The 26074-nt window shown below is 64.2% G+C and carries 26 protein-coding genes; 20 read left to right on the top strand and 6 right to left on the bottom strand.

Annotated elements, in window-relative coordinates; genetic code table 11:
* Positions 1–12: 12 nt before the first annotated feature.
* The 5 genes from QTI24_RS03420 to QTI24_RS03440 form a co-directional block, all read right to left on the bottom strand.
* On the bottom strand, positions 13–798 hold the full coding sequence (locus QTI24_RS03420; RefSeq protein WP_286598329.1) for a peptidylprolyl isomerase: 786 nt from the start codon (positions 796–798) through the stop codon (positions 13–15).
* A 112-nt stretch (positions 799–910) separates the two neighbouring features.
* Positions 911–1174, bottom strand: coding sequence for a BolA family protein (locus QTI24_RS03425; protein ID WP_286598330.1), 264 nt, complete (start codon positions 1172–1174; stop codon positions 911–913).
* Complete coding sequence (locus tag QTI24_RS03430; RefSeq protein ID WP_286598331.1) at positions 1171–1710, bottom strand: septation protein A; 540 nt, start codon at positions 1708–1710, stop codon at positions 1171–1173. Before QTI24_RS03430 ends, QTI24_RS03425 begins: the two co-directional genes overlap by 4 nt.
* An 8-nt stretch (positions 1711–1718) precedes the next feature.
* Positions 1719–2138, bottom strand: a complete 420-nt coding sequence (gene msrB, locus QTI24_RS03435) for a peptide-methionine (R)-S-oxide reductase MsrB (protein WP_286598333.1) — start codon at positions 2136–2138, stop codon at positions 1719–1721.
* Positions 2135–3616, bottom strand: a complete 1482-nt coding sequence (locus QTI24_RS03440) for a protein adenylyltransferase SelO (RefSeq protein WP_286598334.1) — start codon at positions 3614–3616, stop codon at positions 2135–2137. Before QTI24_RS03440 ends, msrB begins: the two co-directional genes overlap by 4 nt.
* Before the next feature lie 195 nt (positions 3617–3811).
* Here QTI24_RS03440 and QTI24_RS03445 point away from each other — a divergent pair, with 195 nt between their 5' ends.
* The 20 genes from QTI24_RS03445 to QTI24_RS03540 all read left to right on the top strand — a co-directional run bounded on the left by QTI24_RS03445 (position 3812) and on the right by QTI24_RS03540 (position 24991).
* Positions 3812–5455 carry a 3-(methylthio)propionyl-CoA ligase gene (locus QTI24_RS03445; RefSeq protein ID WP_286598335.1) on the top strand — a complete coding sequence of 548 codons (1644 nt, stop codon included), beginning with the start codon at positions 3812–3814 and terminating at the stop codon, positions 5453–5455.
* Positions 5456–5626: 171 nt separating this feature from the next.
* Positions 5627–6865: a branched-chain amino acid ABC transporter substrate-binding protein gene (locus QTI24_RS03450; RefSeq protein ID WP_286598336.1), complete on the top strand. Its 1239-nt coding sequence runs from the start codon at positions 5627–5629 to the stop codon at positions 6863–6865.
* A gap of 81 nt (positions 6866–6946) precedes the next feature.
* Complete coding sequence (locus QTI24_RS03455) at positions 6947–7900, top strand: branched-chain amino acid ABC transporter permease (protein WP_286598337.1); 954 nt, start codon at positions 6947–6949, stop codon at positions 7898–7900.
* 2 nt (positions 7901–7902) lie between these two features.
* Positions 7903–9198, top strand: coding sequence for a branched-chain amino acid ABC transporter permease (locus QTI24_RS03460; RefSeq protein WP_286598338.1), 1296 nt, complete (start codon positions 7903–7905; stop codon positions 9196–9198).
* Positions 9195–9965, top strand: a complete 771-nt coding sequence (locus QTI24_RS03465; RefSeq protein ID WP_286598339.1) for an ABC transporter ATP-binding protein — start codon at positions 9195–9197, stop codon at positions 9963–9965. The genes QTI24_RS03460 and QTI24_RS03465 overlap by 4 nt, the downstream gene beginning before the upstream one ends.
* Position 9966: 1 nt before the next feature.
* Positions 9967–10662 (top strand): ABC transporter ATP-binding protein, encoded by a 696-nt coding sequence (locus QTI24_RS03470; protein ID WP_286598341.1) that lies wholly within the window; start codon positions 9967–9969, stop codon positions 10660–10662.
* Positions 10663–10850: 188 nt separating this feature from the next.
* Positions 10851–12956 carry a 3-hydroxyacyl-CoA dehydrogenase NAD-binding domain-containing protein gene (locus QTI24_RS03475; protein ID WP_286598343.1) on the top strand — a complete coding sequence of 702 codons (2106 nt, stop codon included), beginning with the start codon at positions 10851–10853 and terminating at the stop codon, positions 12954–12956.
* 19 nt (positions 12957–12975) lie between these two features.
* Positions 12976–14445, top strand: coding sequence for a M20 family peptidase (locus QTI24_RS03480; RefSeq protein ID WP_286598345.1), 1470 nt, complete (start codon positions 12976–12978; stop codon positions 14443–14445).
* A 31-nt stretch (positions 14446–14476) separates the two neighbouring features.
* Positions 14477–15652 carry an acetyl-CoA C-acyltransferase gene (locus tag QTI24_RS03485; protein WP_286598347.1) on the top strand — a complete coding sequence of 392 codons (1176 nt, stop codon included), beginning with the start codon at positions 14477–14479 and terminating at the stop codon, positions 15650–15652.
* A 149-nt stretch (positions 15653–15801) separates the two neighbouring features.
* Positions 15802–16242, top strand: coding sequence for a PaaI family thioesterase (locus QTI24_RS03490; protein WP_286598349.1), 441 nt, complete (start codon positions 15802–15804; stop codon positions 16240–16242).
* Between the two features lie 29 nt (positions 16243–16271).
* The gene (locus QTI24_RS03495; protein WP_286598350.1) at positions 16272–18104 is read left to right on the top strand and encodes an acyl-CoA dehydrogenase; all 1833 of its coding nucleotides are present in this window, start codon (positions 16272–16274) and stop codon (positions 18102–18104) included.
* Positions 18104–18301, top strand: coding sequence for a hypothetical protein (locus tag QTI24_RS03500; RefSeq protein WP_286598352.1), 198 nt, complete (start codon positions 18104–18106; stop codon positions 18299–18301). Before QTI24_RS03495 ends, QTI24_RS03500 begins: the two co-directional genes overlap by 1 nt.
* Positions 18302–18311: 10 nt before the next feature.
* Positions 18312–18596: a Dabb family protein gene (locus tag QTI24_RS03505; RefSeq protein WP_286598354.1), complete on the top strand. Its 285-nt coding sequence runs from the start codon at positions 18312–18314 to the stop codon at positions 18594–18596.
* Between the two features lie 13 nt (positions 18597–18609).
* Positions 18610–19404, top strand: coding sequence for an SDR family oxidoreductase (locus tag QTI24_RS03510; protein ID WP_286598355.1), 795 nt, complete (start codon positions 18610–18612; stop codon positions 19402–19404).
* Positions 19401–19859, top strand: coding sequence for a PaaI family thioesterase (locus QTI24_RS03515; protein WP_286598356.1), 459 nt, complete (start codon positions 19401–19403; stop codon positions 19857–19859). The genes QTI24_RS03510 and QTI24_RS03515 overlap by 4 nt, the downstream gene beginning before the upstream one ends.
* A gap of 22 nt (positions 19860–19881) precedes the next feature.
* Positions 19882–20898, top strand: coding sequence for an NADP-dependent oxidoreductase (locus tag QTI24_RS03520; protein WP_286598357.1), 1017 nt, complete (start codon positions 19882–19884; stop codon positions 20896–20898).
* Between the two features lie 22 nt (positions 20899–20920).
* The gene (locus QTI24_RS03525) at positions 20921–22561 is read left to right on the top strand and encodes an isovaleryl-CoA dehydrogenase (RefSeq protein ID WP_286598358.1); all 1641 of its coding nucleotides are present in this window, start codon (positions 20921–20923) and stop codon (positions 22559–22561) included.
* Positions 22562–22584: 23 nt separating this feature from the next.
* Positions 22585–23523, top strand: a complete 939-nt coding sequence (locus tag QTI24_RS03530; RefSeq protein ID WP_286598360.1) for a glutathione S-transferase family protein — start codon at positions 22585–22587, stop codon at positions 23521–23523.
* A gap of 100 nt (positions 23524–23623) precedes the next feature.
* Entirely contained in the window at positions 23624–24526 is a 903-nt protein-coding gene (locus QTI24_RS03535; RefSeq protein WP_286598362.1) for an SDR family oxidoreductase, read from the top strand.
* A 105-nt stretch (positions 24527–24631) separates the two neighbouring features.
* Complete coding sequence (locus tag QTI24_RS03540; RefSeq protein WP_286598363.1) at positions 24632–24991, top strand: DUF1428 domain-containing protein; 360 nt, start codon at positions 24632–24634, stop codon at positions 24989–24991.
* A 12-nt stretch (positions 24992–25003) separates the two neighbouring features.
* Here the strand turns inward: QTI24_RS03540 and QTI24_RS03545 are convergent, their stop codons facing one another.
* A complete protein-coding gene (locus tag QTI24_RS03545; protein ID WP_286598364.1) occupies positions 25004–26035 on the bottom strand; it encodes an aldo/keto reductase in 1032 nt (343 codons plus the stop codon).
* Positions 26036–26074: the final 39 nt, after the last annotated feature.

The following is a 26074-nucleotide window of genomic DNA, read 5'->3' on the forward strand; positions in this document are numbered from 1 at the left end:
GGGGAGTGCCAGTTACTCGACCTTTGCCTTCGCGCGCAGGTCTTCCTGATACTTCTGCAGGCGCTGCTGTTGCAGCTGTTGCGTGATCTGCGGCTTGACCTCTTCGACCTTCGGCAGTTGCGCCTGGCGAATGTCATCCACGCGGATGATGTGATAGCCGAACTGCGACTTGACCGGCGCGGCAGTCGTCTCGCCCTTCTTGAGCTTGATCATCGCTTCCGAGAACTCGGGGACGAAGCTCGCAGGCGCCGCCCAATCCAGGTCGCCGCCGTTCGCACCCGATCCCGGATCCTTGCTTTGCTTCTTGGCGATGTCTTCGAACTTCGCACCCTTCTTGAGTTCGGCCAGAATCTTCTTGGCTTCGTCTTCTGTGGCGACCAGGATATGGCGGGCCTTGAATTCCTTGCCGCTGTTGGCTGCGACGAACTTGTCGTATTCGGCCTGCACGTCGGCGTCGGAGACGGCGTTGGTCTTGCGGAAGTTCTCGAACAGCTGGCGGATCAGGATGGCCTGGCGGGCCAGTTCGAGCTGGTTCTTGTAGTCGTCCGTGGCGTCCAGGCCTTGCTTCTGGGCCTCTTGCATGAAGACTTCACGCGCGATCACTTCTTCGCGCAGCTGGCTCTGCATTTCCGGCGTGACCGGGCGACCCGCCGCAGCGAGTTGCTGCGCCAGCACGTCCATGCGTGCCTTCGGCACCGGCTTGCCGTTGACGATGGCCGCATTCTGCGCAAAGGCAGCGACGGGCAGGGCGCCAACGAGTACGGCGGCCGCGACGGCCTGCAAGATGTGTTTCTTCATAGAGGGAGCCTCGGTCCTGGAGGAGAAAACGCGCAGTTGTTTTGGAAAGCGCTTGTATTGAAAGGGGGGAGTTTTTCGCCGCACAGAGGAGGCGGGGAAAGATCAAAGCGCTTCAAAGCGTCTCGATGGCAATCGCGTGAAGGCCCTGTGCGATGAAAAGTTGCAGCGCATCATACACAAGCCGATGGCGCGCCACGCGGGGCTTGCCGGCGAACAGCGGGGAGGCGATGCGCACCCTGAAATGCGTGCCATAGCCCTCCGGTCCTGCACCAGCGTGACCGGCGTGCGAGGCGCTTTCGTCGATCACTTCGAGCACGGTGGGCTGAAGTGCATCGCGCAGACGCACCTCAAGATCCTTGGAGGTCGGAAGGCTCATGCTGCGGGCTTGTCAGACTTGAGGTACGGAGAGATATAGAGGCCCTGTGCGACCAGGAAGACGATAGGGAACACATAGCCCCACAGCTTGAAGTTGACCCATGCCTCGGTGCTGAAATACGCCGCCACATAACCGTTGATGACGGCCATGAAGAGGCAATACGCGATCCACGCCACGTTGAGGCGTCCCCAGATGTGCGTCGGCAACTCCAGTTGCGCGCCCAGCAGCATCTTGAGGAAGTTCTTCCTGAATCCCCACAGCGCCACGGCCAGCGCCAGCGCCATCGCGCCGTAGAGCACGGTCGGCTTCCACTTGATGAAGCGATCGTCGTGCAGCACGAGTGTGAGCGTTCCGAATAGCAGGATCAACACCAGCGTGGCCTTCTGCATTGGCAGCAACTTGCGCTCGGTGAACCAGATGATGGCCATCTGGATGACTGTGCCTGCCATCAGCACGCCGGTTGCGGTGTAGATGTCGTAGAGCTTGAAAGCGCCAAAGAACAGCAGGATCGGGAAGAAGTCGAGGATCAGTTTCATGTTTGAGTTCAGTCCGTCTCGCGCTTTTGAAAATCCAGCGAGGCCGAGTTCATGCAGTAGCGCAGGCCGGTTTCGGTCGGGCCGTCAGGGAACACATGCCCCAGATGGGCGCCGCAATTCGCGCACACATTTTCGGTGCGCACCATGCCGTGCGAACGGTCGACGATGTTTCGGATCGCGCCCGGCACGGCTTCCTGCGAAAAGCTGGGCCATCCGCAGCCGGCGTCGAACTTGGTCGCTGACTCGAACAGCTTGGCGCCGCAGCAGATGCAGTGGTAGGTGCCGTCTTCCCAGTGGGCTTCGTATTTGCCGGTAAAAGGGCGCTCCGTGGCAGCGTGGCGCGTAACCTCGAAGGCGCCGCGCTCGGCACCTTTCTCGGCGAGGATGGCATTCCATTCGGCGTCGGTCTTCTGGATGGGAGAAGTCATGATGAGCAGCTGATCTCGATGGTGGAGGCCCAGTCGGGCGGGAATCCGGCGAAGGCGTCGTGGCCGGGGTGCTCTTCAAATGGGGTTTCGAGCAGCGCAAGCAAGGTGGAGACGCCGGCAAAGTCCTTTTGCTGCGCCGCTTCGATCGCCTGCTGACCCAAGTGGTTCCGCAGCACGAATTTGGGATTGGTCTTGAGCATCAGGTCTGCCGACTGCGCCGCGGGAGTCTGCGCGCGGCGCTCTGAAAACGATTGCAGCCAGGTATCGCAGCTCGTCCGGTCGATGAAGAGATCGCGTACCGAGTCCGGATTGTCGCCTGCGACGTGCCCGGACAGACGACGCCAGAAGATCGTGTAGTCGACCTTTTCCTGTGCCAGCAGCTTGAGCACGCCCTCGATCAGTGCGCGATCGGAATCCACAGTGTCGACAAGCCCGAGCTTGGAGCGCATGCGAGCCTCGAATTCGCTGGGGAAGACGCTCTTGTACGACTCCAATGCCGCGACCGCGACTTCCTGATCGCCGATCAGCGGCAGCAGCGCCTGTGCGAGGCAGAAGAGATTCCAGTACGCCACATTGGGCTGCTGGTTGTAGGCATATCGGCCGGCCGTGTCGCTGTGGTTGCAGATATGGCGCGGATCGAAGCCGTCGAGGAACTGGAAGGGCCCGTAGTCGATGGTGAGCCCGAGGATGCTCATGTTGTCGGTGTTCATCACGCCATGGCAAAAACCGACCGCCTGCCATTGAGCGAGCAGCGCTCCCGTGCGTTCGCTCACCGCCTCCAGCAGCGCGGCGTAGGCGTTGCCATTGAAGCGTGATGTCGCGCGGCAGGCAGGGTAGTAGCGGTCGATGACGTAGTCGGCCAGGGCGCGGAGTTCGTCGTCGCGCTGGTTGGCGGCGAAGTGCTCGAAATGCCCGAAGCGAACGAAGCTGGGCGCTACGCGCGTGACGACGGCGGCAGTCTCGAGTTCCTCGCGGCGCACGCGGGCGTCCGAGCCGGTCACGCACAGCGCGCGCGTGGTCGGAATGCCCAGCGCATGCATCGCCTCGCTGCACAGGAACTCCCGGATGCTCGACCGCAGCACGGCCCGTCCGTCACCCATGCGGGAGTACGGCGTCAGGCCGCTGCCCTTGAGCTGAATTTCCAGCCCGCCGGCGGTTTCGCCCAGCAGGATGGCCCGGCCATCGCCAAGCTGGCCGGCCCAGACGCCGAATTGATGGCCGCTGTAGACGGTCGCCAGCGGCCGCACTCCAGCGATCGCCACGTTGCCCGTGAAGGCCGCCAGCCCTTCGGCCGAATACAGCCAGGATTCGTCCAGGCCGAGTTCGCGCGCGACTGCCGCGCTGCGGCCGACCCAATAGGGCTCGGGCAATGGTCTGGGGTCGAGTTCGGTGAAGAATCCAGGGCCCAGCGCTGAAAACCCCGGGGTCCAGCGCAGGCCAAGGTCAACGACATCCGCTTCGTCTGCAAGCATGCTCATGGGGGAGGATTGTCCCGCACGGGCGCCAACCCCGTCCCATACGGGCCAACTGTCGTTTTCGGACCGAGCACTCCGGGTTTCTGACATTGTGTGACGAGCCGAAACTAAGCGAACCTCATGGTCGTCACGGGGCAACCGATGGTCACATCGCATTGGCCCTCAATTTTTGAAGTCCATTTCCACAGGAGCCAATAGATGCTGGGTTTGATGCAGGACCAACCGTTGCTGATCTCGTCGCTGATCGAGTTCGTCGAACGTCACCACGGCGACGCCGAGATCGTGTCGCGGCGGGTCGAGGGCGACATCCACCGCTCGACATGGCGGGAGATCGCCGCGCGGTCGCGCCAGGTTGCCAACGCCCTGGACGACGAGCAACTGCTCTTCAGCGACCGCGTCGCCACCCTGGCCTGGAATGGCTATCGCCACCTCGAGCTCTATTACGGTGTGAGCGGATCCGGCCGCGTCCTGCACACCATCAATCCGCGGCTCCATCCCGATCAGATCGCCTGGATCGCGAACCATGCGGAAGACCAGATCCTGTGCTTCGACCTGACCTTCCTGCCGCTCGTGCAAGCGGTACACGCCAAGTGCACCACTGTCAGGAAATGGATCGCCCTGTGCGATGCCGACAAGCTGCCGGCCGACAGCGGCGTGCCCAACCTGGTGAGCTACGAAGCCTGGATGGGCCAGCGCTCCACGGAATACCCGTGGCCGAGCTTCGACGAGAACTCCGCATCGAGCATGTGCTACACGAGCGGCACCACGGGCAATCCCAAGGCGGCGCTCTACAGCCATCGCTCTACGCTGCTGCACGCCTACGCCGCCGCGCTGCCGGACGTGATGACGCTGTCGGCCCGCGACTCGGTGCTGCCGGTCGTGCCGATGTTCCACGTCAATGCCTGGGGCATTCCGTACTCGGCCGCGTTGGTCGGCGCCAAGCTGGTGTTTCCCGGCCCGGCGCTCGACGGCAAGTCGGTTTATGAGTTGCTCGAATCCGAGAAGGTGACTTTCGCGGCCGGCGTGCCGACCGTGTGGCAGATGCTGTTGGGCCACCTGCAGGCCAACGGGCTCAAGTTCTCGACGCTCAAGCGGACGGTGATCGGTGGCTCCGCCTGTCCGCCGGCCATGATCAACGCTTTCCAGCAGCAATACGGGGTGGAGGTGCTGCATGCCTGGGGCATGACCGAGATGTCGCCGCTCGGTACGCTCTGCACGCTGAAGAACAAGCACCTCGACATGTCGCCGGAGCAGCAGACCGCAATCCGCATGAAGCAGGGGCGCGCGATTTTCGGTGTGGACATGAAGATCGTCGACGGCGACGGCAAGGACTTGCCTTGGGACGGCAAAGCGTATGGCGACCTGCTGGTCAAGGGCCCGTGGGTGGTCAAGGAATACTTCAAGGGGGAGGGTGGCGACCCGTTGATCCAGGATGCGCAGGGGCGCAGCTGGTTCCCCACCGGTGACGTCGCGACCATCGATGTCGACGGCTTCCTGCAGATCACCGACCGCAGCAAGGACGTGATCAAGTCCGGCGGCGAGTGGATCAGCTCGATCGACATCGAGAACATCGCGGTGGCGCATCCGGGCGTCGCGATGGCGGCCTGCATCGGCGTCGCGCATCCCAAGTGGGATGAGCGGCCGATCGTCGCGATCGTGAAAAAGCCGGGCGCCGAGGTCTCGCGAGACGAACTGCTGGCCTTCTATCAAGGCAAGACAGCCAAGTGGCAGATTCCCGACGACGTGGTGTTCGTCGAGGCGATCCCGATCGGCGCGACCGGCAAGATCCTGAAGACCCGGCTGCGCGAGCTGCTGCGTGACTACAAGCTGCCCGGCGTCTGAGCTGGATTTCGGAAGAATCCTACCGGCCGGTAGCACCATCCAGATGCGCTCTGTCGCATGGGTGATAGAAACGGCCCTCGCGGCCGATTTCTTACGGGCAATCCCTGACGGGCGAGGTTCCAAAGGCTTGTAACCTCGCCTCGCACTGACAGTATGACCAGGAGATACGGAATGAAATTCGCTCTGAAAATTGCAACCGCCGCCGTCCTCGCAGCCACCGCCACAGGCGCTCTGGCTCAAAAGGGTGAAACCGTGAAGATCGCCTGGCTCGACCCGCTGTCGGGCTTGATGGCCGCGGTCGGAACCAACCAACTCAAGACCTTCCAGTTCCTGGCCGAAGAGTTCAACAAGAAGAACGCCGCCGGCGTCAAGTTCGAGATCATCGGCATCGACAACAAGCTCAGCCCGCAGGAAACCACCAGCGCGCTGCGCTCGGCCCAGGACCAGGGTGCGCGCTACGTCGTGCAGGGCAACGGCTCGGGCGCCGCGCTGGCGATCATCGACGCGCTCGAAAAGAACAACGCCCGCAATCCGGGCAAGGAAATGCTGTACGTCAACTACGCTGCAGTCGATCCCGACCTGACCAACAGCAAGTGCAGCTACTGGCACTTCCGCATGGATGCCGACACCTCCATGAAGATGGAAGCGCTGACAACCTTCATGAAGGACCAACCGGACGTCAAGAAGGTCTACCTGCTGAACCAGAACTACTCGCACGGCGTGCAGGTCGCGAAGTTCGCCAAGGAAAACCTGGCCCGCAAGCGTCCTGACGTGCAGATCGTCGGCGAAGACCTCCACCCCCTGGCGCAAGTGCGCGACTTCGCGCCGTACGTCGCCAAGATCAAGGCCTCGGGCGCAGATACGGTGATTACGGGCAATTGGGGTTCCGATCTGGCACTGCTGATCAAGGCGGCCAACGACGCCGGCCTCAACAACGTCAAGTTCTACACCTACTACGGCACCGTGAGCGGCACGCCGACGGCCATGGGCGCCGCCTCGGCCGGCAAGGTGTATCAGGTCGGGTACGGCCACTACAACATGGGCGGCGAAATCGAGCGCCTGGCCGTTGCCTTCAACAAGAAGTTCAAGGAAGACCTCTACACCTCGGCGGCCTACACGACGCTGCAGATGCTCACCGACGGCTTTGTCAAGGCCAAGTCGACCGATCCGGTCAAGGTGGCTGCGGCGCTGGAAGGTTTGAGGTTCAAGAGCTTCAATGGGGACGTCGAGGTGCGCAAGGCTGACCACCAGTTGCAGCAGGGTCTCTACATCACCAAGTGGGACAAGGCGGGCGGCAAGTACCCGATCGACTCAGAAGGCACGGGCTACACCTTCGTGCCGGTCAAGTACTACGAGCCCTACGTCGCCAGCACGCCCACCTCGTGCGAAATGAAGCGGCCGAGCCCCTGATTCCCCTGCGGAAAACAGACCGGTCGAGGCCCGACTTCAAAACTCGGGCCTTTTTCTTTTCTTACGTGACCTCGAGGACCGATGAACGTCGAATTCTTCGTCATCTCGCTGCTCAACGGCGTGAGCTACGGCTTGCTGTTGTTCATGCTGAGTTCTGGCCTGACACTGATCTTCAGCATGATGGGCGTGCTCAATTTCGCGCACACCAGCTTCTACATGCTCGGGGCCTACGTGGCCTACACGCTCTCCGGCATCATCGGCTTCTGGCCGGCACTGTTCATCGCGCCGCTGCTGGTGGGCGCGCTGGGCGCGGCCTTCGAACGCTACAGCCTCCGGCGCGTGCACAAGTTCGGGCATGTGCCTGAACTGCTGGTGACCTTCGGTCTGTCCTTCCTCATCCTCGAAGTGGTGCAACTGGTCTGGGGGCGCTCCACGGTGCCTTACGGGCTTCCGACGCAGCTGCAGGGTCCACTCTTCACGCTGTTCGGCACCCAGTTTCCCAAGTCGCGCTCGTTCATCATGCTGGTCGCCCTGCTGATGCTGGTGTCGGTGTGGCTGCTGCTGACGCGCACCCGCATCGGGCTGGTCATCCAGGCGGCCCTCAAGCACCCCGAGATGGTCGAAGCGCTCGGGCACAACGTGCCGCGTGTCTTTATGCTGGTGTTCGGCGGCGGCGCCGCGCTTGCCGGGCTCGCGGGTGTGGTCGGCGGCAACACCTACGTGACCGAGCCGGCGATGGCGGCATCGGTGGGCTCGATCATCTTCGTCGTGGTCGTCGTGGGCGGCCTCGGCTCGCTTGCGGGCGCTTTTCTCGCGTCGTTGTTGATCGGGATCATTCAGACCTTCGCGGTGGCGATGGACCAGTCCATGGCCTCCGGCCTGCGTGCCATCGGCGTTGCGGTGAACGAGAGCACCTTCGGCTATCCCTTGCTCAATCTCACGATCTCGCAGGTGGCGCCGATCCTTCCCTACCTGTTCCTCGTTCTGATTCTGATCTTCAGGCCCAAGGGCTTGCTCGGCACGCGGGAAGACTGACCATGACCACGCAGTACTACCGCTTCAAGCCCTGGAACATCGGGCGCTACTTCATCTGGTCGCTGTTCGCGATCGTGCTGATCGTCGCGCCGATGATCTTCAAGACCAGCCTCGCGCTGACGATGCTCTCGCAGATGGGCTATCTCATCATCATCTGCCTGAGCTACAACATCCTGCTCGGACAGGGCGGCATGCTGAGCTTCGGGCATGCCGTCTATACCGGGCTCGGCTCCTTCATCGCCATCCACGCGATGAACCTGGCGGGCAAGGGCGGCTGGCCGATTCCGCTGGTGCTGATCCCGGTGGTGGGCGGCTTGGCCGGCATGTTCTTCGCGATCCTCCTGGGCTTCGTCACCACCAAGAAGTCTGGCACCACCTTCGCCATGATCACGCTGGGCATCGGCGAACTCGTGGCCTCGATGGCACTGATGTTCCCCGGCTTCTTCGGCGGAGAGGGTGGCGTGACCACCGACCGCGTCTACGGCAGGCCCTTCTTCGGCATCACCTTCGGGCCGCAGATCCAGGTCTACTACCTGATCGCCGTGTATTGCTTCATCTGCACCGCGCTCATGTATGCCTTCACGGGCACCCCGCTCGGACGCATCCTGAACGCGGTGCGCGACAACCCGGAGCGCGTGGAGTTCATCGGCTACAACACGCAGCGCGTGCGCTACTTCGCCTTCATCATCGCCGGCTTCTTCGCGGGCATCGGCGGCGGGCTGGCAGCGATCAACTTCGAGATCGTGAATGCCGCCGACAGCCTGAACGCCATTCGCTCTGGCGGCTACCTGCTCTTCACCTTCCTTGGCGGGGCCGTGTTCTTCTTCGGTCCGATCATCGGCGCGGTGCTGCTGGTGTTCGCTTCAGTGCTGCTGTCGGAGCTTTCCAAGGCCTGGCAGCTCTACTTCGGTCTGGTGTTCGTCTTCATGGTGATGTTCGCACCCGGCGGCATCGCGAGCCTGATCATGATGAACCTGCGCGTCGCGAAGTTCGGCAAGTTCAACCGGCTCTGGAAGTTGTATATCGGCCTGCTGCTTGCGGCCATTCCGGTGGTGGTCGGTGCCGCCGCCCTGATCGAAATGATCTATCACATCCAGCTCAATTCGGCCCTGGGCCCGGAACTCAACTTCTTCGGCGTGCCGCTCGATACCTCCGGCTTCGCAAGCTGGGCCGGTGCCGTGGTGATCCTTGCCATCGGCCTTGCCGTGCTCGAGGTCGTGCGGCGCCGCTTCGTGCGCGTCTGGGGACAAGCGCAGGAAGAGATTGAAGCCGAAATCAAGCGGAGGGAGCTCGCATGACTCACGCACTTGAGCTCAAGGGACTTCGCAAGAATTTCGGAAAGACCGAAATCATTCGCGGGGTCGACCTGGCCGTCGAGGCCGGCGAGCGCATCGGCATCATCGGGCCCAACGGGGCCGGCAAGTCGACGTTGTTCAACCTCATCAGCGGGCGGCTCGCACCGACCAGCGGCGAAGTGCTGCTCAACGGGCAGCGCATCGACGGCAAGAAGCCGTTCGAGATCAACCGGATGGGGCTGTCGCGCAGCTTCCAGATCACGAACATCTTTCCGAAGCTCAGCGTCTTCGAGAACCTGCGCTGCGGCGTGCTGTGGAGCCTGGGCTATCGCTACAGCTTCCTGCGATTCCTGTCGAACCTCGACGACGCCAACGAGCGAACGGAGGAGTTGATCCACCAGGTCGGCCTCGACAAGAAGCGCGACGTCCACGCGGTGAACCTTACCTATGCCGAACAGCGCGCACTGGAAATCGGGGTGACCATCGCCGGCGGCGCCAACGTGATCCTGCTCGACGAACCGACCGCCGGCATGAGCAAATCCGAGACGGCGCACTTCATCGCGTTGATCAAGCAAGTCACCGTCGGCAAGACGCTGCTGACGGTGGAACATGACATGGGTGTGGTGTTCGGTCTCGCCGACAAGATCGCGGTGGTGGTTTACGGCGAAGTCATCGCCTTCGACACCCCCGCCGCCGTACGCGCCAACCCGCGTGTGCAGGAAGCCTATCTCGGCTCGTCAGTTGCCGACGCACAGGGCGCTGGACATTGACATGCTGAAACTTCAAGACATCCACGCCTATTACGGCAAGAGCCATGTGTTGCATGGTGTTTCGTTTGACGTCGGCCCCGGCGAAATCGTCGCCTTGCTGGGGCGCAACGGCTCGGGCCGCTCGACCACGGCCAAGGCCATCATGGGCCTGGTGCATGCCGAGGGAACGCTGCGCTGGAAGGAGCAGGACATCCTGCGCCGGAAGGCCTACGAAATCGCGCACCTCGGCATCGGCTATGTGCCCGAGAACCGGGACGTCTTCCCGAAGCTCACGGTGCACCAGAACCTGCTGCTGGGCCAGAAGGGTGGCGGGAAGGGCAGCCGCTGGTCCTTCGACGACATGTACGGCATGTTCCCGCGCCTGAAGGAGCGCCAGCACACGGAGGCCGGCGTGCTCTCCGGCGGCGAGCAGCAGATGCTGACCCTGTGCCGTACGCTGATGGGCGACCCCGACCTGATCATCATCGACGAGCCGACCGAGGGCCTCGCGCCCAAGATCGTGGAGCTGGTGGGCCAATACTTGCGCACCCTCAAAGACAAGGGCATCTCGGTGCTGCTGATCGAACAGAAGCTGACCATCGCCATGCAGATCTCCGATCGTGCGCTGGTGATGGGCCATGGCAGCATCGTGTTCGACGGAACGCCGGACAGCCTCAGGGCAGACGCCTCGACCCGCAAGGAATGGCTGGAGGTCTGACCACCTCCAACTGCTTCCTGCATTTGTCTCGACAGCGACTTGGGGCCGTTGCCTGGTCACAGGAAACGCCTAGAATTTCACAAAAAAAGAACACTCGTGCTTTTTAAGTGCGAGGGCGCCGGCGCCGAGTGTGTGCGTCGCGCCCTCGAACCCTTTTTTCGATCCTCTCCATCCCAAAGGAACGCAGCATGACGGCTGAATACAAAGTGCTCGGCGATGTCGCCGTGATCACGATGACCAATCCCCCGGTCAATGGCCTCGGTTTCTCGACGCGCATCGGCATCACCGACGGGCTCTCGAAGGCCATCGACGACCCGGCCGTCAAGTCGATCGTCATCACCGGCGCAGGCAAGGCCTTCTCCGGCGGCGCCGACATCAAGGAATTCGGCACGCCCAAGGCGCTGCAGGAGCCCAATCTGCTCAGCGTGATCCTGGCGCTCGAGGCATCGCCCAAGCCCATCGTGGCGGCGATCCACTCCGTCTGCATGGGCGGCGGCCTCGAACTCGCCCTGGGTTGCCACTACCGAGTGGCCGCACCCGGTGCCAGCGTCGCTCTGCCCGAAGTCAAGCTGGGCCTGCTGCCCGGCGCCGGCGGCACGCAGCGTCTGCCGCGTGTACTCGGCGTGGAAACCGCACTCAACATGATCGTGAGCGGCGAAGCGGTCAAGAGCGAGATGCTCGCCTCGCTGCCCGGCCAGAAGCTGTTCGACAAATTGGCCGCATCGCCCGAATCCGTGTTCGACGAGGCGATCGAATTCGCGAAGTCGGTGGCCGGCAAGACGGGCGCCGAACTGCCGCTGGTGCGCAACCTGCCGTGCAAGCACCCGCAAGGCGATGCCTACTTCCAGTTTGCCAAGAACATGGTTGGCGGCATGTCGAAGAACTACCCCGCGCCCCTCAAGTGCGTCGATGCCGTGCAGGCTGCGACCAAGATGAAGTTCGACGACGGCATGGCCGAAGAGCGCCGCCTCTTCACCGCGCTGATGTTCACGCCCGAATCGATGGCGCTGCGCCATCTGTTCATGGCCGAGCGCGCGGCCTCACGCATTCCCGATGTGGCCGACGACACGTCCCAGCGCACCATCAAGGCTGTCGGCGTGATCGGCGCCGGCACCATGGGCGGCGGCATCTCGATGAACTTCCTGAACGCGGGCATCCCCGTGAAGATCCTCGAGATGAAGCAAGACGCGCTAGATCGTGGCATCGCTACGATCAAGAAGAACTACGAAGCACAGGTCAAAAAGGGCAAGCTCAAGCAGGACAAGTACGAGCAACGCATGGCACTGTTGAGTACCACGCTGAACTACGACGACCTGAAGGACGCCGACCTCATCATCGAAGCCGTGTTCGAAGAACTCGGCGTCAAGGAAAAGGTCTTCAAGGAACTCGATCGCGTCGCCAAGGCTGGCGCCATCCTGGCTTCCAACACCTCGACGCTCGACGTCGACAAGATCGCCGCTTTCACCAAGCGTCCGCAGGACGTGGTCGGCATGCACTTCTTCAGCCCGGCCAACGTGATGAAGCTGCTCGAAGTCGTGCGCGGCAAGGAAAGCGCCAAGGACGTGCTCGCCACCGTCATGTCCACGGCCAAGAAGATCAAGAAGACCGCCGTCGTCTCCGGCGTGTGCGACGGCTTCATCGGCAATCGCATGATCGAGCAGTATTCGCGCCAGGCCGGCTTCCTGCTGGACGAAGGCGCGACGCCCCAGCAAGTGGACAAGGCGATCGAGAAGTTCGGCTTCGCGATGGGTCCGTTCCGCATGGGCGACCTCGCCGGCAACGACATCGGCTGGGCCATCCGCAAGCGTCGCGCGACCGAGATCGCCGACATGAAGTACAGCCGCACGGCTGACAAGCTCTGCGAACTGGGCCGTTTCGGCCAGAAGACCGGAGCAGGGTGGTACGACTACCAGGCGGGCAAGCGCGACGCGATTCCGTCCGATCTGGTCAACAAGATGGTCGAGGACCACCGCAAGGAAATCGGCATCACGCCGCGCAAGATTTCCGATGAGGAGATCGTTCAGCGCCTGGTGTACGCCCTGGTCAACGAAGGCGCGCGCATCCTCGAAGACGGCATTGCTTCCAAGTCCGGCGACATCGACATGGTGTACTTGACCGGCTACGGCTTCCCGATCTGGCGCGGTGGCCCGATGCACTACGCATCGCAGGTCGGCCTGTACAACGTGGCCGAGTCGATGAAGCGCTTTGCCAGGAATCCGCGCGACGACGCGAGCTTCTGGCAGCCCGCGCCGCTGATCCAGAAGCTGGTGGCCGAAGGCAAGTCGTTCAGCTGACCGGAGGCGAGACCGCTCTATGCTGAAACGCGTTTCTCTTGCGTTGCTGCTGGTGCTCCTCGCACTGGTGGCGGCGGTGGCGGTCAACACCTGGCGCACGCCGTCGCGGCAGCTCGCCGTGGCGCCCGCGCCCGCATTGCCCATTGACAAGGAGGCCGCTGCGAAGCGCCTGTCCGGTGCGATTCAGTTCCGTACGGTGTCCAGCCTCGAAGACCCGGCCGCGAACAACGTGGAGTTCGACAAGCTGCACGCCTACCTGGCGCAGCAGTTCCCCAAGGTCCATGCCACGCTCAAGAAGGAAGTGGTCGGCCAGAAGGCGCTGCTCTACACATGGGCCGGCTCGGACCCCGCGGCCAAGCCTGTCGCACTGATGGCGCACCAGGACATGGTGCCCATCGCGTCGGGCACCGAAAAAGCCTGGTCGGTCGATCCTTTCGCCGGCGAGATCAAGGATGGTTTCGTCTGGGGCCGCGGCACGCTCGACAACAAGGGCAACCTGATGGCGCAGATGGAAGCCATCGAGATGCTGATCGGCAGCGGCTTCCAGCCCGAGCAGACGGTCTACCTCGTGATGGGCGACGACGAGGAGGTGAGCGGCCTGCGTGGAGCGCTGCCCATCGCCGAACTGCTCAAGTCGCGTGGCGTGCGCCTCGATTGGGTGCTCGACGAAGGCCTGCTCGTGCTCGATGGCGTGCTGCCCGGCCTGTCGAAGCCGGCAGCGCTGATCGGCCTGGCGGAGAAGGGCTACGGCACCTTCTTCCTGTCGCTCGACACGGCGCCTGGCCACTCGTCGATGCCGCCGGCGCACAGCGCCATCGGCACCATGAGCGCGGCACTGGCGCGGTTGGAGGCGACCCCGATGCCCGGTGGAATCCAGGGCGTGGCGGGCGAGATGTTCGGCACGCTCGCGCCGGAGATGAGCGGCATCAACCGCGTGATGCTCTCCAATCTCTGGCTCACACGGCCGCTGGTCGAAAGCCAGCTCCAGAAGAGCCCGAGCAGCAACGCGATGCTGCGCACGACCACCGCGCTCACCATCGTGCGCGCCGGCAACAAGGACAACGTGCTGCCGGGACGCATCGAGGCCGCAGTCAATTTCCGCATCCTGCCGGGTGACACGATCGACAGCGTGGAGGCGCATCTCAAGCGCGCCTTGGGCAACGACGCGATCCAGGTCAAGCGCTATCCTGGCAACTCGGAGCCTTCGCCGGTCTCTCCGACCAACAGCACCGGCTACCGCTCGATCGAGCAGGCCGTGCGGCAGGTGTTTCCGGACGCCCTCGTGGCACCCGGCCTGATGACCGCTGCCACCGACTCGCGCCATTTCAGCATCGTGAGCGATGCGGTCTACCGCTTCTCGCCGTTCCGCGTGAAGAGCGAGGATCTCCCGCGTTTCCACGGTACCAACGAGCGCGTCTCGATCTCGAATTACGCCGAGATGATCCAGTTCTATCACCAGCTGCTGCGCAACACCGCACAGCCACAGTAACCGTCATTCCTCTTCTTCAAAGGACCACACCATGACCAGCGCCGTCATCGTTTCCACCGCCCGCACGCCGCTCGCCAAGAGCTGGAAGGGTGCTTTCAACATGACGCACGGCGCCACGCTCGGCGGCCATGCGGTGCAACACGCCGTGCAGCGCGCCGGCATCGATCCCGCGTCGGTGGACGACGTCATCATGGGCTGTGCCACGCCCGAGGGCGCGACCGGCTCCAACATCGCGCGCCAGATCGCATTGCGAGCCGGCCTGCCGATCACCACGTCGGGCATGACCATCAACCGCTTCTGCTCGTCGGGCCTGCAGACCATCGCGACCGCGGCGCAACGCATCATCGCGGGCGAAGGCGAGGTCTACGTGGCCGGTGGCGTCGAGAGCATTTCCTGCGTGCAGAACGAAGCCAACAAGCACATGCTGGCCGACCCTTGGCTCGTCAAGCACAAGCCAGAGATCTACTGGAACATGCTGCAGACGGCTGAACAGGTCGCCAAGCGCTACAACATCGGCCGCGACGCCATGGACGAATACGGCGCAGCCAGCCAGCAGAAGGCTACCGCCGCGCTGGAAGCCGGCCGCTTCAAGGACGAGATCGCCCCGATCACGGTGCTGGCCGGCGTAGCCGATCCGGTGATGGGCCTGCGCACCAAGGAAGTCACGATCGAGAACGACGAAGGCATCCGCGCCGGCACCACCAAGGAAGGCATCAGCGGCATCCGCTCGGCCATCCCCGGCGGCCTGATCTCGGCCGGCAATGCCAGCCAGTTCTCTGATGGTGGCGGCGCCTGCGTGCTCGTCGATGAAAAGTACGCCGAGCAGAAGAGCCTGAAGCCGATCGGCCGTTTCCTCGGCTTCGCGGTCGCGGGCTGCGAGCCTGACGAAATGGGTATCGGCCCCGTCTTCGCGATCCCGAAGGTGCTCAAGCGCCTGGGCCTCAAGGTCAGCGACATCGACCTCTGGGAACTGAACGAAGCCTTCGCGGTGCAGGTCATCTACTGCCGTGACAAGCTCGGCATCCCGGCCGAACTGCTGAACGTCGACGGCGGCGCGATCGCGGTCGGCCACCCCTACGGCGTGAGCGGCCAGCGTCTCACGGGCCACGCTCTGATCGAAGGCAAGCGCCGCGGCGCCAAGAAGGTTGTCGTCACGATGTGCATCGGCGGCGGCATGGGCGCAGCGGGCGTGTTCGAAGTCCTCTGAAATGAAGTTCTCCCTCAGGCTCGCGCACTGCGTGTCGCTCTCCACCCCCTTTCCGGGGGCAACCCCGGCGGCCCGGCAAAGCCGGCTCGGCGGAGTTTCTGGATTTGGCTGCGCCGGTTTCATTCGCGAAAGCGTGGCGGAGAACTGATATGGCGTCGCGAGCGCAGGTCACGCCCGAGCGATTTCTTTCGATGGGCAGGCAGGCGCTGGCGTCGCAGCCTTTCAGCGTGCTGATCGGCGCCGAGATGCACGCGCTGTCGCCGGGCTTCATCGATCTGCAACTGCCTGTGACCGACAAGGTCCGGCAGCAGGACGGCTTCGTCCACGGCGGCGTGGTGAGTTACCTGGCCGACAACGCGCTGACCTTCGCGGGGGGAACCGCGATGCAGGTGCCGGTGGTCACCGCCGAGTACAAGATCAACTACGTCCGGCCGGCCATCGGCGAGCGCCTGATCGCGCGCGCCAGGGCCGTGCACGTGGGCAAGTCGCAGGCCGTGTGTACCTGCGAGGTCTTCACGGTCACTGGCGGCGAGGAAAAGCTCTGCGCCATCGCGCAGGGCACCATTGCACGGTTGCCTTCCATTCCATAGATCCCACAGATCGCGCAGCGAACAGATCCATGAGCCTTCGTCCCACCCTCGATTTCCTTCTCTACGACTGGCTCCATGCCGAGTCGCTCAGCGAGCGCGAGCGCTTCGCCGACCATTCGCGCGAGACCTTCGACGCGGTGCTCGACACCTGCGAGCGCATCGCGCGCGAGAAGTACGCGCCGTACAACCGCACCGTCGACACGCAGGAGCCGCACTTCGATGGCGAAAAGGTCATCCTGCCGCGCGCCACGCACGACGCGCACAAGGCCTTCGTCGAATCCGGCATGCTGAGTGCGGCGCAGGATTACGACATCGGCGGCATGCAGTTGCCCTACACGTTGTCGGCCGCAGCCAACAGCTTCTTCGCCATGGCCTCGGTCAGCATCGGCTCGAACATGCTCACCAGCGGCAACGCCAACCTGCTCATGGTGCACGGCACCGAGATGCAGAAGGACGTGTTCGCCAAGAACGAATTCGCGGGTCGCTGGGCGGGCACGATGTGCCTGTCGGAGCCGCAGGCCGGCTCCAGCCTCAGCGACGTCGCGACGCGCGCCGTGCCCGATGGCGCCGATTTCCAAGATGACCCGCTCGGCCCGCGCTACCGCCTCACCGGCAACAAGATGTGGATTTCGTCCGGCGACCATGAGCTGACCGAAAACATCGTGCACATCGTGCTGGCGAAGATTCCCGACGAAAACGGCAAGCTGATTCCAGGCACTCGCGGCATCTCGCTCTTCATCGTGCCGAAGAAGATGGTCGACACACAAGGCCGCCTGACCGGCGAGCGCAACGATGTCGCGCTTGCGGGCCTCAATCACAAGCTCGGCTGGCGCGGCACGACCAACACGCTGCTCAATTTCGGCGAAGGCAAGTTCCCGGTGAGCGGCAAGGCCGGCGCCGTGGGCTACCTGGTCGGCCAGCCCGGCAAGGGCCTCCATTGCATGTTCCACATGATGAACGAGGCACGCATCGGCGTCGGCACCGCGGCCACGATGCTCGGCATGGCCGGCTATCACGCCTCGCTCGACTACGCGAAGAACCGCCCGCAAGGCCGGCCCGCGGGCCCTGCCGGCAAGGACTCGGCCAGACCGCAGGTCCGCATCATCGAACACGCCGACGTGCGCCGCATGCTGCTCGCGCAGAAGGCGTACTGCGAAGGCGCACTGGCACTGGAGCTCTATTGCGCGCGGCTGGTCGACGAACAGAAGACCGGCGACGCACAGGCTGCCGATGACGCACGCCTGCTGCTCGAAGTGTTGACGCCCATCGCCAAGAGCTGGCCCAGCGAATGGTGCCTCGAAGCCAACTCGCTGGCGATCCAAGTGCACGGCGGCTACGGCTACACGCGCGATTTCCCGGTGGAGCAGTACTGGCGTGACAACCGCCTCAACATGATCCACGAAGGCACGCATGGCATCCAGGCGGCCGACCTGCTGGGGCGCAAGGTGCTGATGGAAGACGGCCGCGGCCTGCAACTGCTGGCCGGACGCATGACCGACACGATGCGGCGCGCTGCTTCGGTGCCTGCGCTGGCCGGCCATGCGAAGGCGCTGGCCGAAGCCCTGCAGCGCATCGCCTACGCGACGAAGGCCGCGTGGTCCACCGGCAATCCGCAGGAGGCTCTCGCCAACGCCGTGCCCTACATGCAGGCCTTCGGCCACGTGGTGCTGGCCTGGATCTGGCTGGACGTTGCACAGCATGCGCTGGAGCGCGATGCGGCGAAGGCGTCGCCGGCCACGGCGGGGCGCGTCGCCGCGGCCGATTACTTCTTCCACTACGAACTGCCGAAAATCGGCGCCTGGCTCAACGTCGTCGAGAGTCGCGATCCGACCTGCACGGCGCTGCCCGAGGAGGCATTCTGATGGCTGAAGCCAACCCGCATGCCGCGCTGGAGAAATGGATCTGGATCCTGATCTACGGCGGGCTTTTCATGATCATCATCGGTATCGCGACCGGACGCTCCGAAGAGACCCTCGGCTGGTCGCTCGCCGTGCCCGGCGCGGCGCTCACAGCGGTCGGCATCGTGCTGATCTACGTTCGTTCCCGCCACAAGGATTGAAGGACACGCCATGATCAAGCACATCGTGATGTGGAAACTCAAGAAGGCCAGCGACGCCGCCCAGTTCAAGGCCAAGCTCGACAGCTGCAAGGGCCTCGTGCCCGGCATGCGCGAATTCGAGGCCGCTGTCCGCACCGAAGGCCTCGAAGCCAACTGCGATGTCGTGCTCGTCTCGTGCTTCGACGACAAGTCGGCATTGCAAGCCTACCTGGAGCACCCGACGCATGTCGAGGTGTCTGCAGTCCTCGGCGGCCTGCGCGAATCGCGCAGCGTGCTCGACTACGAAACCCATTGATCCCGGAGAAACCATGACTGCACGCAGCATCCAGAAACTTTTCGATCTCACCGGTAAGGTGGCGCTCGTCACCGGCGGCTCGCGCGGCCTCGGCCTGCAGATGGCGCATGCGCTCGGCGAGGCCGGCGCGAAGATCATGCTGAGCTCGCGCAAGGCCGACGACCTCGAGCAGGCTGCCGCCGAACTTCAGGCCGCGGGCATCGATGCGCGCTGGATCGCGGCCGACTGCTCGAAGGAAGAGGACACGCGCCGGCTGGCCACCGAGACGCTCGAACGCATGGGCGCCGTCGACATCCTCGTGAACAACGCCGGCGCGAGCTGGGGTGCTCCGGCCGAGGATCATCCGGTCGAGGCCTGGGACAAGGTGATGAACCTCAATGTGCGCGGCTATTTCATCCTCGCGCAGCAGGTAGCCCGCGCCTACATGATCCCGAAGAGGTCGGGGCGCATCATCAACATCGCGTCCATCGCCGGCCTCAACGGCAACCCGCCCGAGATGCAGACGCTGGCCTACAACACGTCCAAGAGCGCGGTGATCGGCTTCACGCACACGCTGGCGGCCGAATGGGGCAAGTACAACATCAACGTCAACGCGATCTGCCCCGGCTTCTTCATGACCAAGATGGCCGCCGGCCTGATCAAGTCGATCGGCGAGGAGAAGATGGCCTCGCACGCGCCGCTGGGCCGTCTGGGCGACGACGAAGATCTGAAGGGCGTCACGTTGCTTTACGCAAGCGACGCCGGCAAACACATCACGGGCCAGTGGCTGGCGATCGACGGCGGCGTCAGCGTGGTGCTCGGAGCATGACCACGCCGGACAACATCAATCTGCTGTCCTACGTGGACCGCATTCCCTTCGCGCGCCACCTGGGCTTCGAGATCGCCAAGTTCGAAGGCGGCGAGTCAGAGCTTCGCTACACCGCGAAGCCCGAGCACCTGAACACCTTCGACGTGACGCACGGCGGCGCCTGCATGACGATGCTCGACATCGCCATGGCCGCGGCCGCACGCAGCGACACGCCGGAGATCGGCGTGGTGACCATCGAGATGAAGACGACCTTCATGGCGCCTTCCGTCGGCCCGTTGGTGGCACGCGGCAAGCTGCTTCACCGCACCGCGACGCTCGCGTTCACCGAGGCGAAGATCTACGACGCACAGGAGCGCGTCTGCGCGCACGCGACCGGCACCTTCAAGTACGTGAAGCGCCGCCTGCCGACCGGCCCGGCCAGCGCCAACGAAATGCGACCCCCGTCCACCGATTGACTGCATTCATACCGAGAGCACCATGCCCACCAACAGACAACAGATCCTCGACAACCGCCCCGAGGGCGAAGCCGTCGCCAGCAACTTCAAGCTCGTGACTACCGAGACGCCCGCGCTCAAGGACAACCAAGTGCTGGTTCGCCATCACTACATGAGCCTCGACCCCTACATGCGCGGCCGCATGAACGACGCCAAGAGCTACGCGCAGCCGCAGCCCCTCGGCCAGGTGATGCAGGGCGGCACCGTCGGCGAAGTGGTCGAGAGCAAGCACCCCAAGTACGCGGTGGGCGACAAGGTCGTCGGCTTCGGCGGCTGGCAGGAATACAGCGTGGTCGATGCCTCGCAGCCAGGCGCGTTGAAGAAGGTCGATACGACCCATGTGCCGCTGTCGCACTACCTCGGCGCGGTCGGCATGCCCGGCGTCACGGCCTGGTACGGCCTGGTGAAGATCATCAACCCGAAGGCAGGCGAGACGGTGGTCATCACGGCTGCCAGTGGTGCGGTCGGCAGTGCCTTCGGTGCGCTGGCCAAGGCGCGCGGCTGCAGGGTTGTCGGCATCGCGGGTGGCCCGGACAAGTGCAAGTACGTCACCGACGAACTGGGCTTCGACGCTTGCATCGACTACCGCCAGCATCCCGACGTCAAGACCATGAGCGCGGCGCTCAAGGAAGCCTGCCCGAACGGGATCGACGGCTACTTCGAGAACGTCGGTGGCTATATCTTCGACGCGGTGCTGCTGCGCACCAACGCCTTTGCGCGCATCGCGCTGTGCGGAATGATCGCGGGCTACGACGGACAGCCGCTGCCGCTGGCCAACCCGGCGCTGTTCCTGATCAACCGGCTCAAGCTCGAAGGCTTCATCGTCAGCGAGCACATGGAAGTCTGGCCCGAGGCTTTGGCCGAACTTGGCGGCTTGGTCGCGAGCGGAAAGCTGCGGCCGCGCGAGTCGGTTGCGCAAGGCATCGAATCGGCGCCCGAAGCCTTCCTGGGCCTGCTCAAGGGCAGGAACTTCGGCAAGCAACTCGTCAAACTGATCTGACCAAGCCATACGGAGGCCGGATATGGATACGACTCACGAGGTCTTCAACCAGCCGGCTCCGCTGAGCGGCTACAACCTCTTCGAGACCAACCGGCCGCTGCGCGATGCGTTGAAGTTCAATGCGCCGCAATTGCAGCTTGCGCCGCTGGAGCATTTGGGTGCGCAGATCGGCACCGCGGAAATGCAGACGCATGCACGGCTCGCGAACACGCACACGCCGGTGCTGCACACGCACGACCGCTTCGGCCGGCGCATCGACGAGGTGGAGTTTCATCCGAGCTATCACGCGCTCATGACGACGGCTGTGGGCGCGGGCCTGCACGGCACGCCGTGGACCGGCGATTCGCCGTCGTGCCACGTACGGCGCGCGGCGGGCTTCATGCTCTTCACGGAACTCGAGCCGTCGATCCTCTGCCCGATCTCGATGAGCTACGCGGTGACGCCGGCGTTGCGCGGCAATGCGGCCATTCACGCCGACTGGGGGCCGAAGCTGGCGAGCCTCTGGTACGACCCTGTCCTGAAGCCATGGCACGAGAAACCCGGCGTGACCATGGGCATGGGCATGACAGAGAAACAGGGCGGCTCGGACGTGCGTGCCAACACGACGCGGGCCGTCCGCGCCGGCAGCGACATCTGGGGCGAGCGCTACGAGATCACCGGCCACAAGTGGTTCTTCTCCGCGCCGATGTGCGACGCCTTTCTGGTGCTCGCGCAGGCGCCGGCCGGGTTGTCGTGCTTTTTCCTGCCGCGTGTGCTGTCGGACGGGAGCCGCAACACCATCCACATCCAGCGGCTGAAGGACAAGCTCGGCAACAAGGCCAATGCGAGTTCCGAAGTCGAATTCCACGGCGCGAGTGCCTGGCTGGTCGGGGAAGAGGGCCGCGGCATTTCGCAGATCCTCGAGATGGGCACGATGACTCGGCTCGATTGCGCGCTCGGCACCAGCGGACTGATGCGGCAGGCGTTGAGCCTTGCGCTGAACCACACCACGCAACGCCAGGCCTTCGGCAAACGGCTGATCGAGCAGCCGCTGATGAAGAACGTGCTGGCCGATCTGGCGCTCGAAAGCGAAGCGGCGACCGCGCTCGCCATCCGCCTCGCACGGGCCTTCGACCATCCGGACGAGGAACACGAACGCCTCATGGCGCGGCTGCTCACGCCGGTCGCCAAGTTCTGGATCTGCAAGCGTGGCAGCCTCTTCGCGCAGGAGGCGATGGAATGCCTTGGCGGCAATGGCTATGTGGAAGAGGGCGGCGAAGGCGTGATGGCCCGCGTCTACCGCGAGATGCCGCTCAACTCCATCTGGGAAGGCGCCGGCAACATCATGGCGCTCGACCTGCTGCGCGGCCTGCGCAAGGGCGATGCCATTGCTGCGCTGGCGCGCGAACTGGCGCCGGCGCGAGGCAGCGACGCAGCGTTCGACCGTCTGGCCAAGGCGCTGCCGGCACGCATCGAGGCGATGGCGACCGAGACCGAGGCGCGCCGTCTGGCGCAGGACGTAGCGCTGGCGGTGCAGGGCGCATTGCTCGCACAGACTGCGCCGGCCGCCGTCGTCGGCGCCTTCTGCGCATCGCGCCTCGGCGGCGACTGGGGCCACGCCTTCGGCACGCTCGGCGCCGGCGTCGATTTCGATGCGATCATTGCGCGCGCGCAGCCTCATTGATCCCGCACCCGCGAAGGACTTCCATGGCAGACCTGATCCTCCACCACTACGCGACCTCGCCGTTCTCCGAAAAGATCCGGCTGATCCTCGGCTACAAGAAGCTGGCCTGGAAGTCGGTGATCATTCCGCAGATCATGCCCAAGCCCGATCTCGTCGCGCTCACGGGCGGCTACCGCAAGACGCCTGTGCTTCAGATCGGCGCCGACATCTATTGCGACACCGCGCTGATTTGCGACGTGATCGAGCACCTGGCGCCGACGCCGTCGATCTATCCCGAGCCGGGCAAGGGCCTGTCCCGGCTCGTCGCGCAATGGGCCGACACCTCCCTGTTCTGGGCCTCGATGGCCTACAGCTTCAGCGGCAAAGGCGCGGCAGACGTTTTCGGCAAGGCGCCGCCCGAACTCGCCAAGGCTTTCGGCGACGACCGCAAGGCGATGAGCGGCAACATGGTCCGGCTACGCCCCGGAGATGCCGCGGCGGCCTACAAGTCCTACCTGCGGCGCCTGTCCGACATGCTGGACGACACCGACTGCCTGCTCGGCGCGTTCCCCACAGTGGCGGACTTCGCCTGCTATCACCCGCTGTGGTTTACTCGCAAGCGCACGCCTTCGATGGCCGGCATCCTGCAGCTCACGCCGGCGGTGGTCGACTGGCTGGACCGCATGGCCGGCATCGGGCACGGCACGATGGAGACCTTCGATGGGACGCAGGCCATCGAAGTGGCGGCCGCGTCGGAACCGCACACACTGCTGTCCGACAGCACTTTCCAGGACGAGCACGGTATCGCGCTCGGATCGCGCGTCACGATCGCGGCCGAAAGCTTCGGGCCGGAGCCGACCGAGGGCGAACTGATCGCCGCCTCGCGCACGCACTACTCGCTGCGCCGTACAGGCGATCGCATCGGCACGGTGCACGTGCATTTCCCGCGAATCGGCTACGTGCTCAAGCCCGTCGAGAGTTGATGCGCGGACGACGCAGCGCGGGCACCTTTGCGACTGCATGTTTAGCGATTCCGTCATTCAATAGCGTCTCCGCAGAACAGAGACGAAAGGACACGCGCAAATGATTCAGGATTTCAAGGGCACGACGGCCGTTCTCACCGGTGCAGGCTCCGGCTTCGGCCTCGAATGCGCGCGCATCGGCGCAGCACGCGGCATGAACCTCGTGCTGGTCGACGTGCAGCAGGACGCGCTCGACAAGGCACAGGCAGAGATGGAAGCCGCCGGCGCACAGGTGCTCGCGCGCAAGGTCGACGTGGCCAATGCTGCGCAGATGGAAGCGCTGGCCAAAGACGTGCAGCAGCGTTTCGGCGCGCCGCATTTCGTCTTCAACAACGCCGGCGTGGGCGCGGGCGGCCTCGTGTGGGAGAACACAGTCGCCGATTGGGAATGGGTGCTCGGCGTCGACCTGTGGGGCGTCGTGCATGGCGTGCGCCTGTTCACTCCGATGATGCTGGAGGCCGCTGCCAAGGATCCGGCCTACCGCGGCCACATCGTCAACACCGCCAGCATGGCGGGCCTGCTGACGCCGCCCAACATGGGCATCTACAACACGGCCAAGGCGGCCGTCGTGAGCCTGACCGAGACGCTCTTCCAGGACTTGAAGCTCGTCACTGACCAGGTCGGCGCCAGCCTGCTGTGCCCTTACTTCGTGCCCACGGGCATCACGCAGAGCGAGCGCAACCGTCCGGGCTCACTGCCCACCGGCGAACTCACCAAGAGCCAGTTGATCGGCCAGGCCATGAGCAACAAGGCCGTGAGCAGCGGCAAGGTAACCGCCGCCGAAGTGGCGCAGAAGGTCTTCGAAGCGATCAGCGCGAATCAGTTCTACGTGTTCAGCCATCCCAAGGCCCTGGGCAACGTGAAGAGCCGCATGGAGAACATCGTGTCGATCACGAATCCCGCCGATCCCTTCCTGGAGCGGCCAGAGATCGGTGCGAACCTGCGCGCGCAATTGCGCTCGTAATCCCGCACCGGCCATTGGGGGTTTGGGTAGGCTCTGGAAGAGGGCCTGCTTATACTGAACTTCTCGGTTCTGTATCGTCAACCCAAGCTTCAAGGAGACCCTTGCATGGCCTACGTCGATGGATTTGTTGTTCCCGTTCCCAAGAACAATATCGAGAAGTATCGCGAGATAGCCACGAAGGCCGGCAAGGTCTGGCGCGAACACGGCGCGCTCGAATACCGCGAATGCGTTGCCGACGATGTGAAGCCGGGCGAGGTCACATCGTTTCCGCAAAGTGTGAACCTGAAGGACGACGAGACCGTCGTCTTCGCCTACATCGTCTTCAACTCGCGCGCCCACCGCGACGAGGTCAATGCCAAGGTCATGAGCGATCCCCGCCTCGCCGAGATGATGGACATGAAGAGCATGCCTTTCGATGGCAAGCGCATGTTCTGGGGTGGCTTCGAGACCCTGGTCGCGCTCTGAGCGCCCTGGACACTACACAGCCACCGGGCTGCGCTCTGCAAACTGGCCGTTCCAGTAAGGGTAGTAGGGACAGGGCGGCGTCACCGCGCTGGCCGCATCGAGCCGGGCGATCTGCTTCGTCGTGAGTTGCCAGCCGAGCGCGCCGAGGTTCTGCTTCAGTTGCGCTTCGTCACGCGCGCCGATCAGCACGCTCGACACCGTCGGCCGCTGCAGCAGCCAGTTGAGGGCGATCTGCGGCAGCGTCTTGCCTGTTTCCTCCGCCACCTGGTCCATCGCATCGACCACGCGATAGAGCCGTTCCTGCTCGACCGGCGGCGCGAAGCCAGCCGTCTCGTGCAGGCGGCTGCCGTCGGGCAGCGGCTGTCCGCGGCGGATCTTGCCGGTGAGGCGGCCCCACCCGAGCGGGCTCCACACGATCGCACCGACGCCCTGGTCGATGCCGAGCGGCATCAGTTCGTATTCGTAGTCGCGGCCGATCAGCGAGTAGTAGGTCTGGTTCGCCACGTAGCGCGACAGCCCCAGCCGGTCCGACGCGGCAAGCGACTTCATCAGCTGCCAGCCCGAGAAGTTCGATGCGCCGATGTAGCGCACCTTGCCGGCGCGGACGAGGTCGTCGAGTGTGCGCAGCACCTGATCGACCGGCGTCATCGCGTCGAAGGCGTGCAGTTGCAGCAGGTCGATGTAGTCCGTGCCCAGACGCTTGAGCGCGGCATCCGTCGCCTGGATCAGGTGATGGCGCGAGGCGCCGACGTCGTTCGGCCCATCACCCGCGCGCAGTGCGAGTTTGGTCGAAAGGATGACCTTGTGGCGTCTGCCTTCGATGGCTGCGCCAAGGATCGATTCGGATGCGCCGCTCGAATACACATCCGCCGTGTCGAAGAGGTTGACGCCCGCGTCGAGGCAGATGTCGATGATGCGGCGCGCGCCCGCGACGTCCGTGTTGCCCCAGGCGCTGAAGAGCGGGCCTTCGCCGCCGAAGGTGCCGGCGCCGAAGCCGAGGGCCGGCACCTTGAAGCCCGAACTGCCGAGAAAGCGTTGTTCCATGATGGTGGTTCCTTGTGAGAGATGTGAAATGCGGGTGGT

This window comes from Variovorax sp. J22P240 (genome assembly GCF_030316855.1).
Taxonomy (GTDB): domain Bacteria; phylum Pseudomonadota; class Gammaproteobacteria; order Burkholderiales; family Burkholderiaceae_C; genus Variovorax.

Excerpts from the sequence above, each read along its gene's own strand:
- QTI24_RS03420 (WP_286598329.1), bottom strand. The coding sequence starts at position 798 with ATGAAGAAACACATCTTGCAGGCCGTCGCGGCCGCCGTACTCGTTGGC.
- QTI24_RS03425 (WP_286598330.1), bottom strand. The coding sequence starts at position 1,174 with ATGAGCCTTCCGACCTCCAAGGATCTTGAGGTGCGTCTGCGCGATGCA.
- QTI24_RS03430 (WP_286598331.1), bottom strand. The coding sequence starts at position 1,710 with ATGAAACTGATCCTCGACTTCTTCCCGATCCTGCTGTTCTTTGGCGCT.
- msrB (WP_286598333.1), bottom strand. The coding sequence starts at position 2,138 with ATGACTTCTCCCATCCAGAAGACCGACGCCGAATGGAATGCCATCCTC.
- QTI24_RS03440 (WP_286598334.1), bottom strand. The coding sequence starts at position 3,616 with ATGAGCATGCTTGCAGACGAAGCGGATGTCGTTGACCTTGGCCTGCGC.
- QTI24_RS03445 (WP_286598335.1), top strand. The coding sequence starts at position 3,812 with ATGCTGGGTTTGATGCAGGACCAACCGTTGCTGATCTCGTCGCTGATC.
- QTI24_RS03450 (WP_286598336.1), top strand. The coding sequence starts at position 5,627 with ATGAAATTCGCTCTGAAAATTGCAACCGCCGCCGTCCTCGCAGCCACC.
- QTI24_RS03455 (WP_286598337.1), top strand. The coding sequence starts at position 6,947 with ATGAACGTCGAATTCTTCGTCATCTCGCTGCTCAACGGCGTGAGCTAC.
- QTI24_RS03460 (WP_286598338.1), top strand. The coding sequence starts at position 7,903 with ATGACCACGCAGTACTACCGCTTCAAGCCCTGGAACATCGGGCGCTAC.
- QTI24_RS03465 (WP_286598339.1), top strand. The coding sequence starts at position 9,195 with ATGACTCACGCACTTGAGCTCAAGGGACTTCGCAAGAATTTCGGAAAG.
- QTI24_RS03470 (WP_286598341.1), top strand. The coding sequence starts at position 9,967 with ATGCTGAAACTTCAAGACATCCACGCCTATTACGGCAAGAGCCATGTG.
- QTI24_RS03475 (WP_286598343.1), top strand. The coding sequence starts at position 10,851 with ATGACGGCTGAATACAAAGTGCTCGGCGATGTCGCCGTGATCACGATG.
- QTI24_RS03480 (WP_286598345.1), top strand. The coding sequence starts at position 12,976 with ATGCTGAAACGCGTTTCTCTTGCGTTGCTGCTGGTGCTCCTCGCACTG.
- QTI24_RS03485 (WP_286598347.1), top strand. The coding sequence starts at position 14,477 with ATGACCAGCGCCGTCATCGTTTCCACCGCCCGCACGCCGCTCGCCAAG.
- QTI24_RS03490 (WP_286598349.1), top strand. The coding sequence starts at position 15,802 with ATGGCGTCGCGAGCGCAGGTCACGCCCGAGCGATTTCTTTCGATGGGC.
- QTI24_RS03495 (WP_286598350.1), top strand. The coding sequence starts at position 16,272 with ATGAGCCTTCGTCCCACCCTCGATTTCCTTCTCTACGACTGGCTCCAT.
- QTI24_RS03500 (WP_286598352.1), top strand. The coding sequence starts at position 18,104 with ATGGCTGAAGCCAACCCGCATGCCGCGCTGGAGAAATGGATCTGGATC.
- QTI24_RS03505 (WP_286598354.1), top strand. The coding sequence starts at position 18,312 with ATGATCAAGCACATCGTGATGTGGAAACTCAAGAAGGCCAGCGACGCC.
- QTI24_RS03510 (WP_286598355.1), top strand. The coding sequence starts at position 18,610 with ATGACTGCACGCAGCATCCAGAAACTTTTCGATCTCACCGGTAAGGTG.
- QTI24_RS03515 (WP_286598356.1), top strand. The coding sequence starts at position 19,401 with ATGACCACGCCGGACAACATCAATCTGCTGTCCTACGTGGACCGCATT.
- QTI24_RS03520 (WP_286598357.1), top strand. The coding sequence starts at position 19,882 with ATGCCCACCAACAGACAACAGATCCTCGACAACCGCCCCGAGGGCGAA.
- QTI24_RS03525 (WP_286598358.1), top strand. The coding sequence starts at position 20,921 with ATGGATACGACTCACGAGGTCTTCAACCAGCCGGCTCCGCTGAGCGGC.
- QTI24_RS03530 (WP_286598360.1), top strand. The coding sequence starts at position 22,585 with ATGGCAGACCTGATCCTCCACCACTACGCGACCTCGCCGTTCTCCGAA.
- QTI24_RS03535 (WP_286598362.1), top strand. The coding sequence starts at position 23,624 with ATGATTCAGGATTTCAAGGGCACGACGGCCGTTCTCACCGGTGCAGGC.
- QTI24_RS03540 (WP_286598363.1), top strand. The coding sequence starts at position 24,632 with ATGGCCTACGTCGATGGATTTGTTGTTCCCGTTCCCAAGAACAATATC.
- QTI24_RS03545 (WP_286598364.1), bottom strand. The coding sequence starts at position 26,035 with ATGGAACAACGCTTTCTCGGCAGTTCGGGCTTCAAGGTGCCGGCCCTC.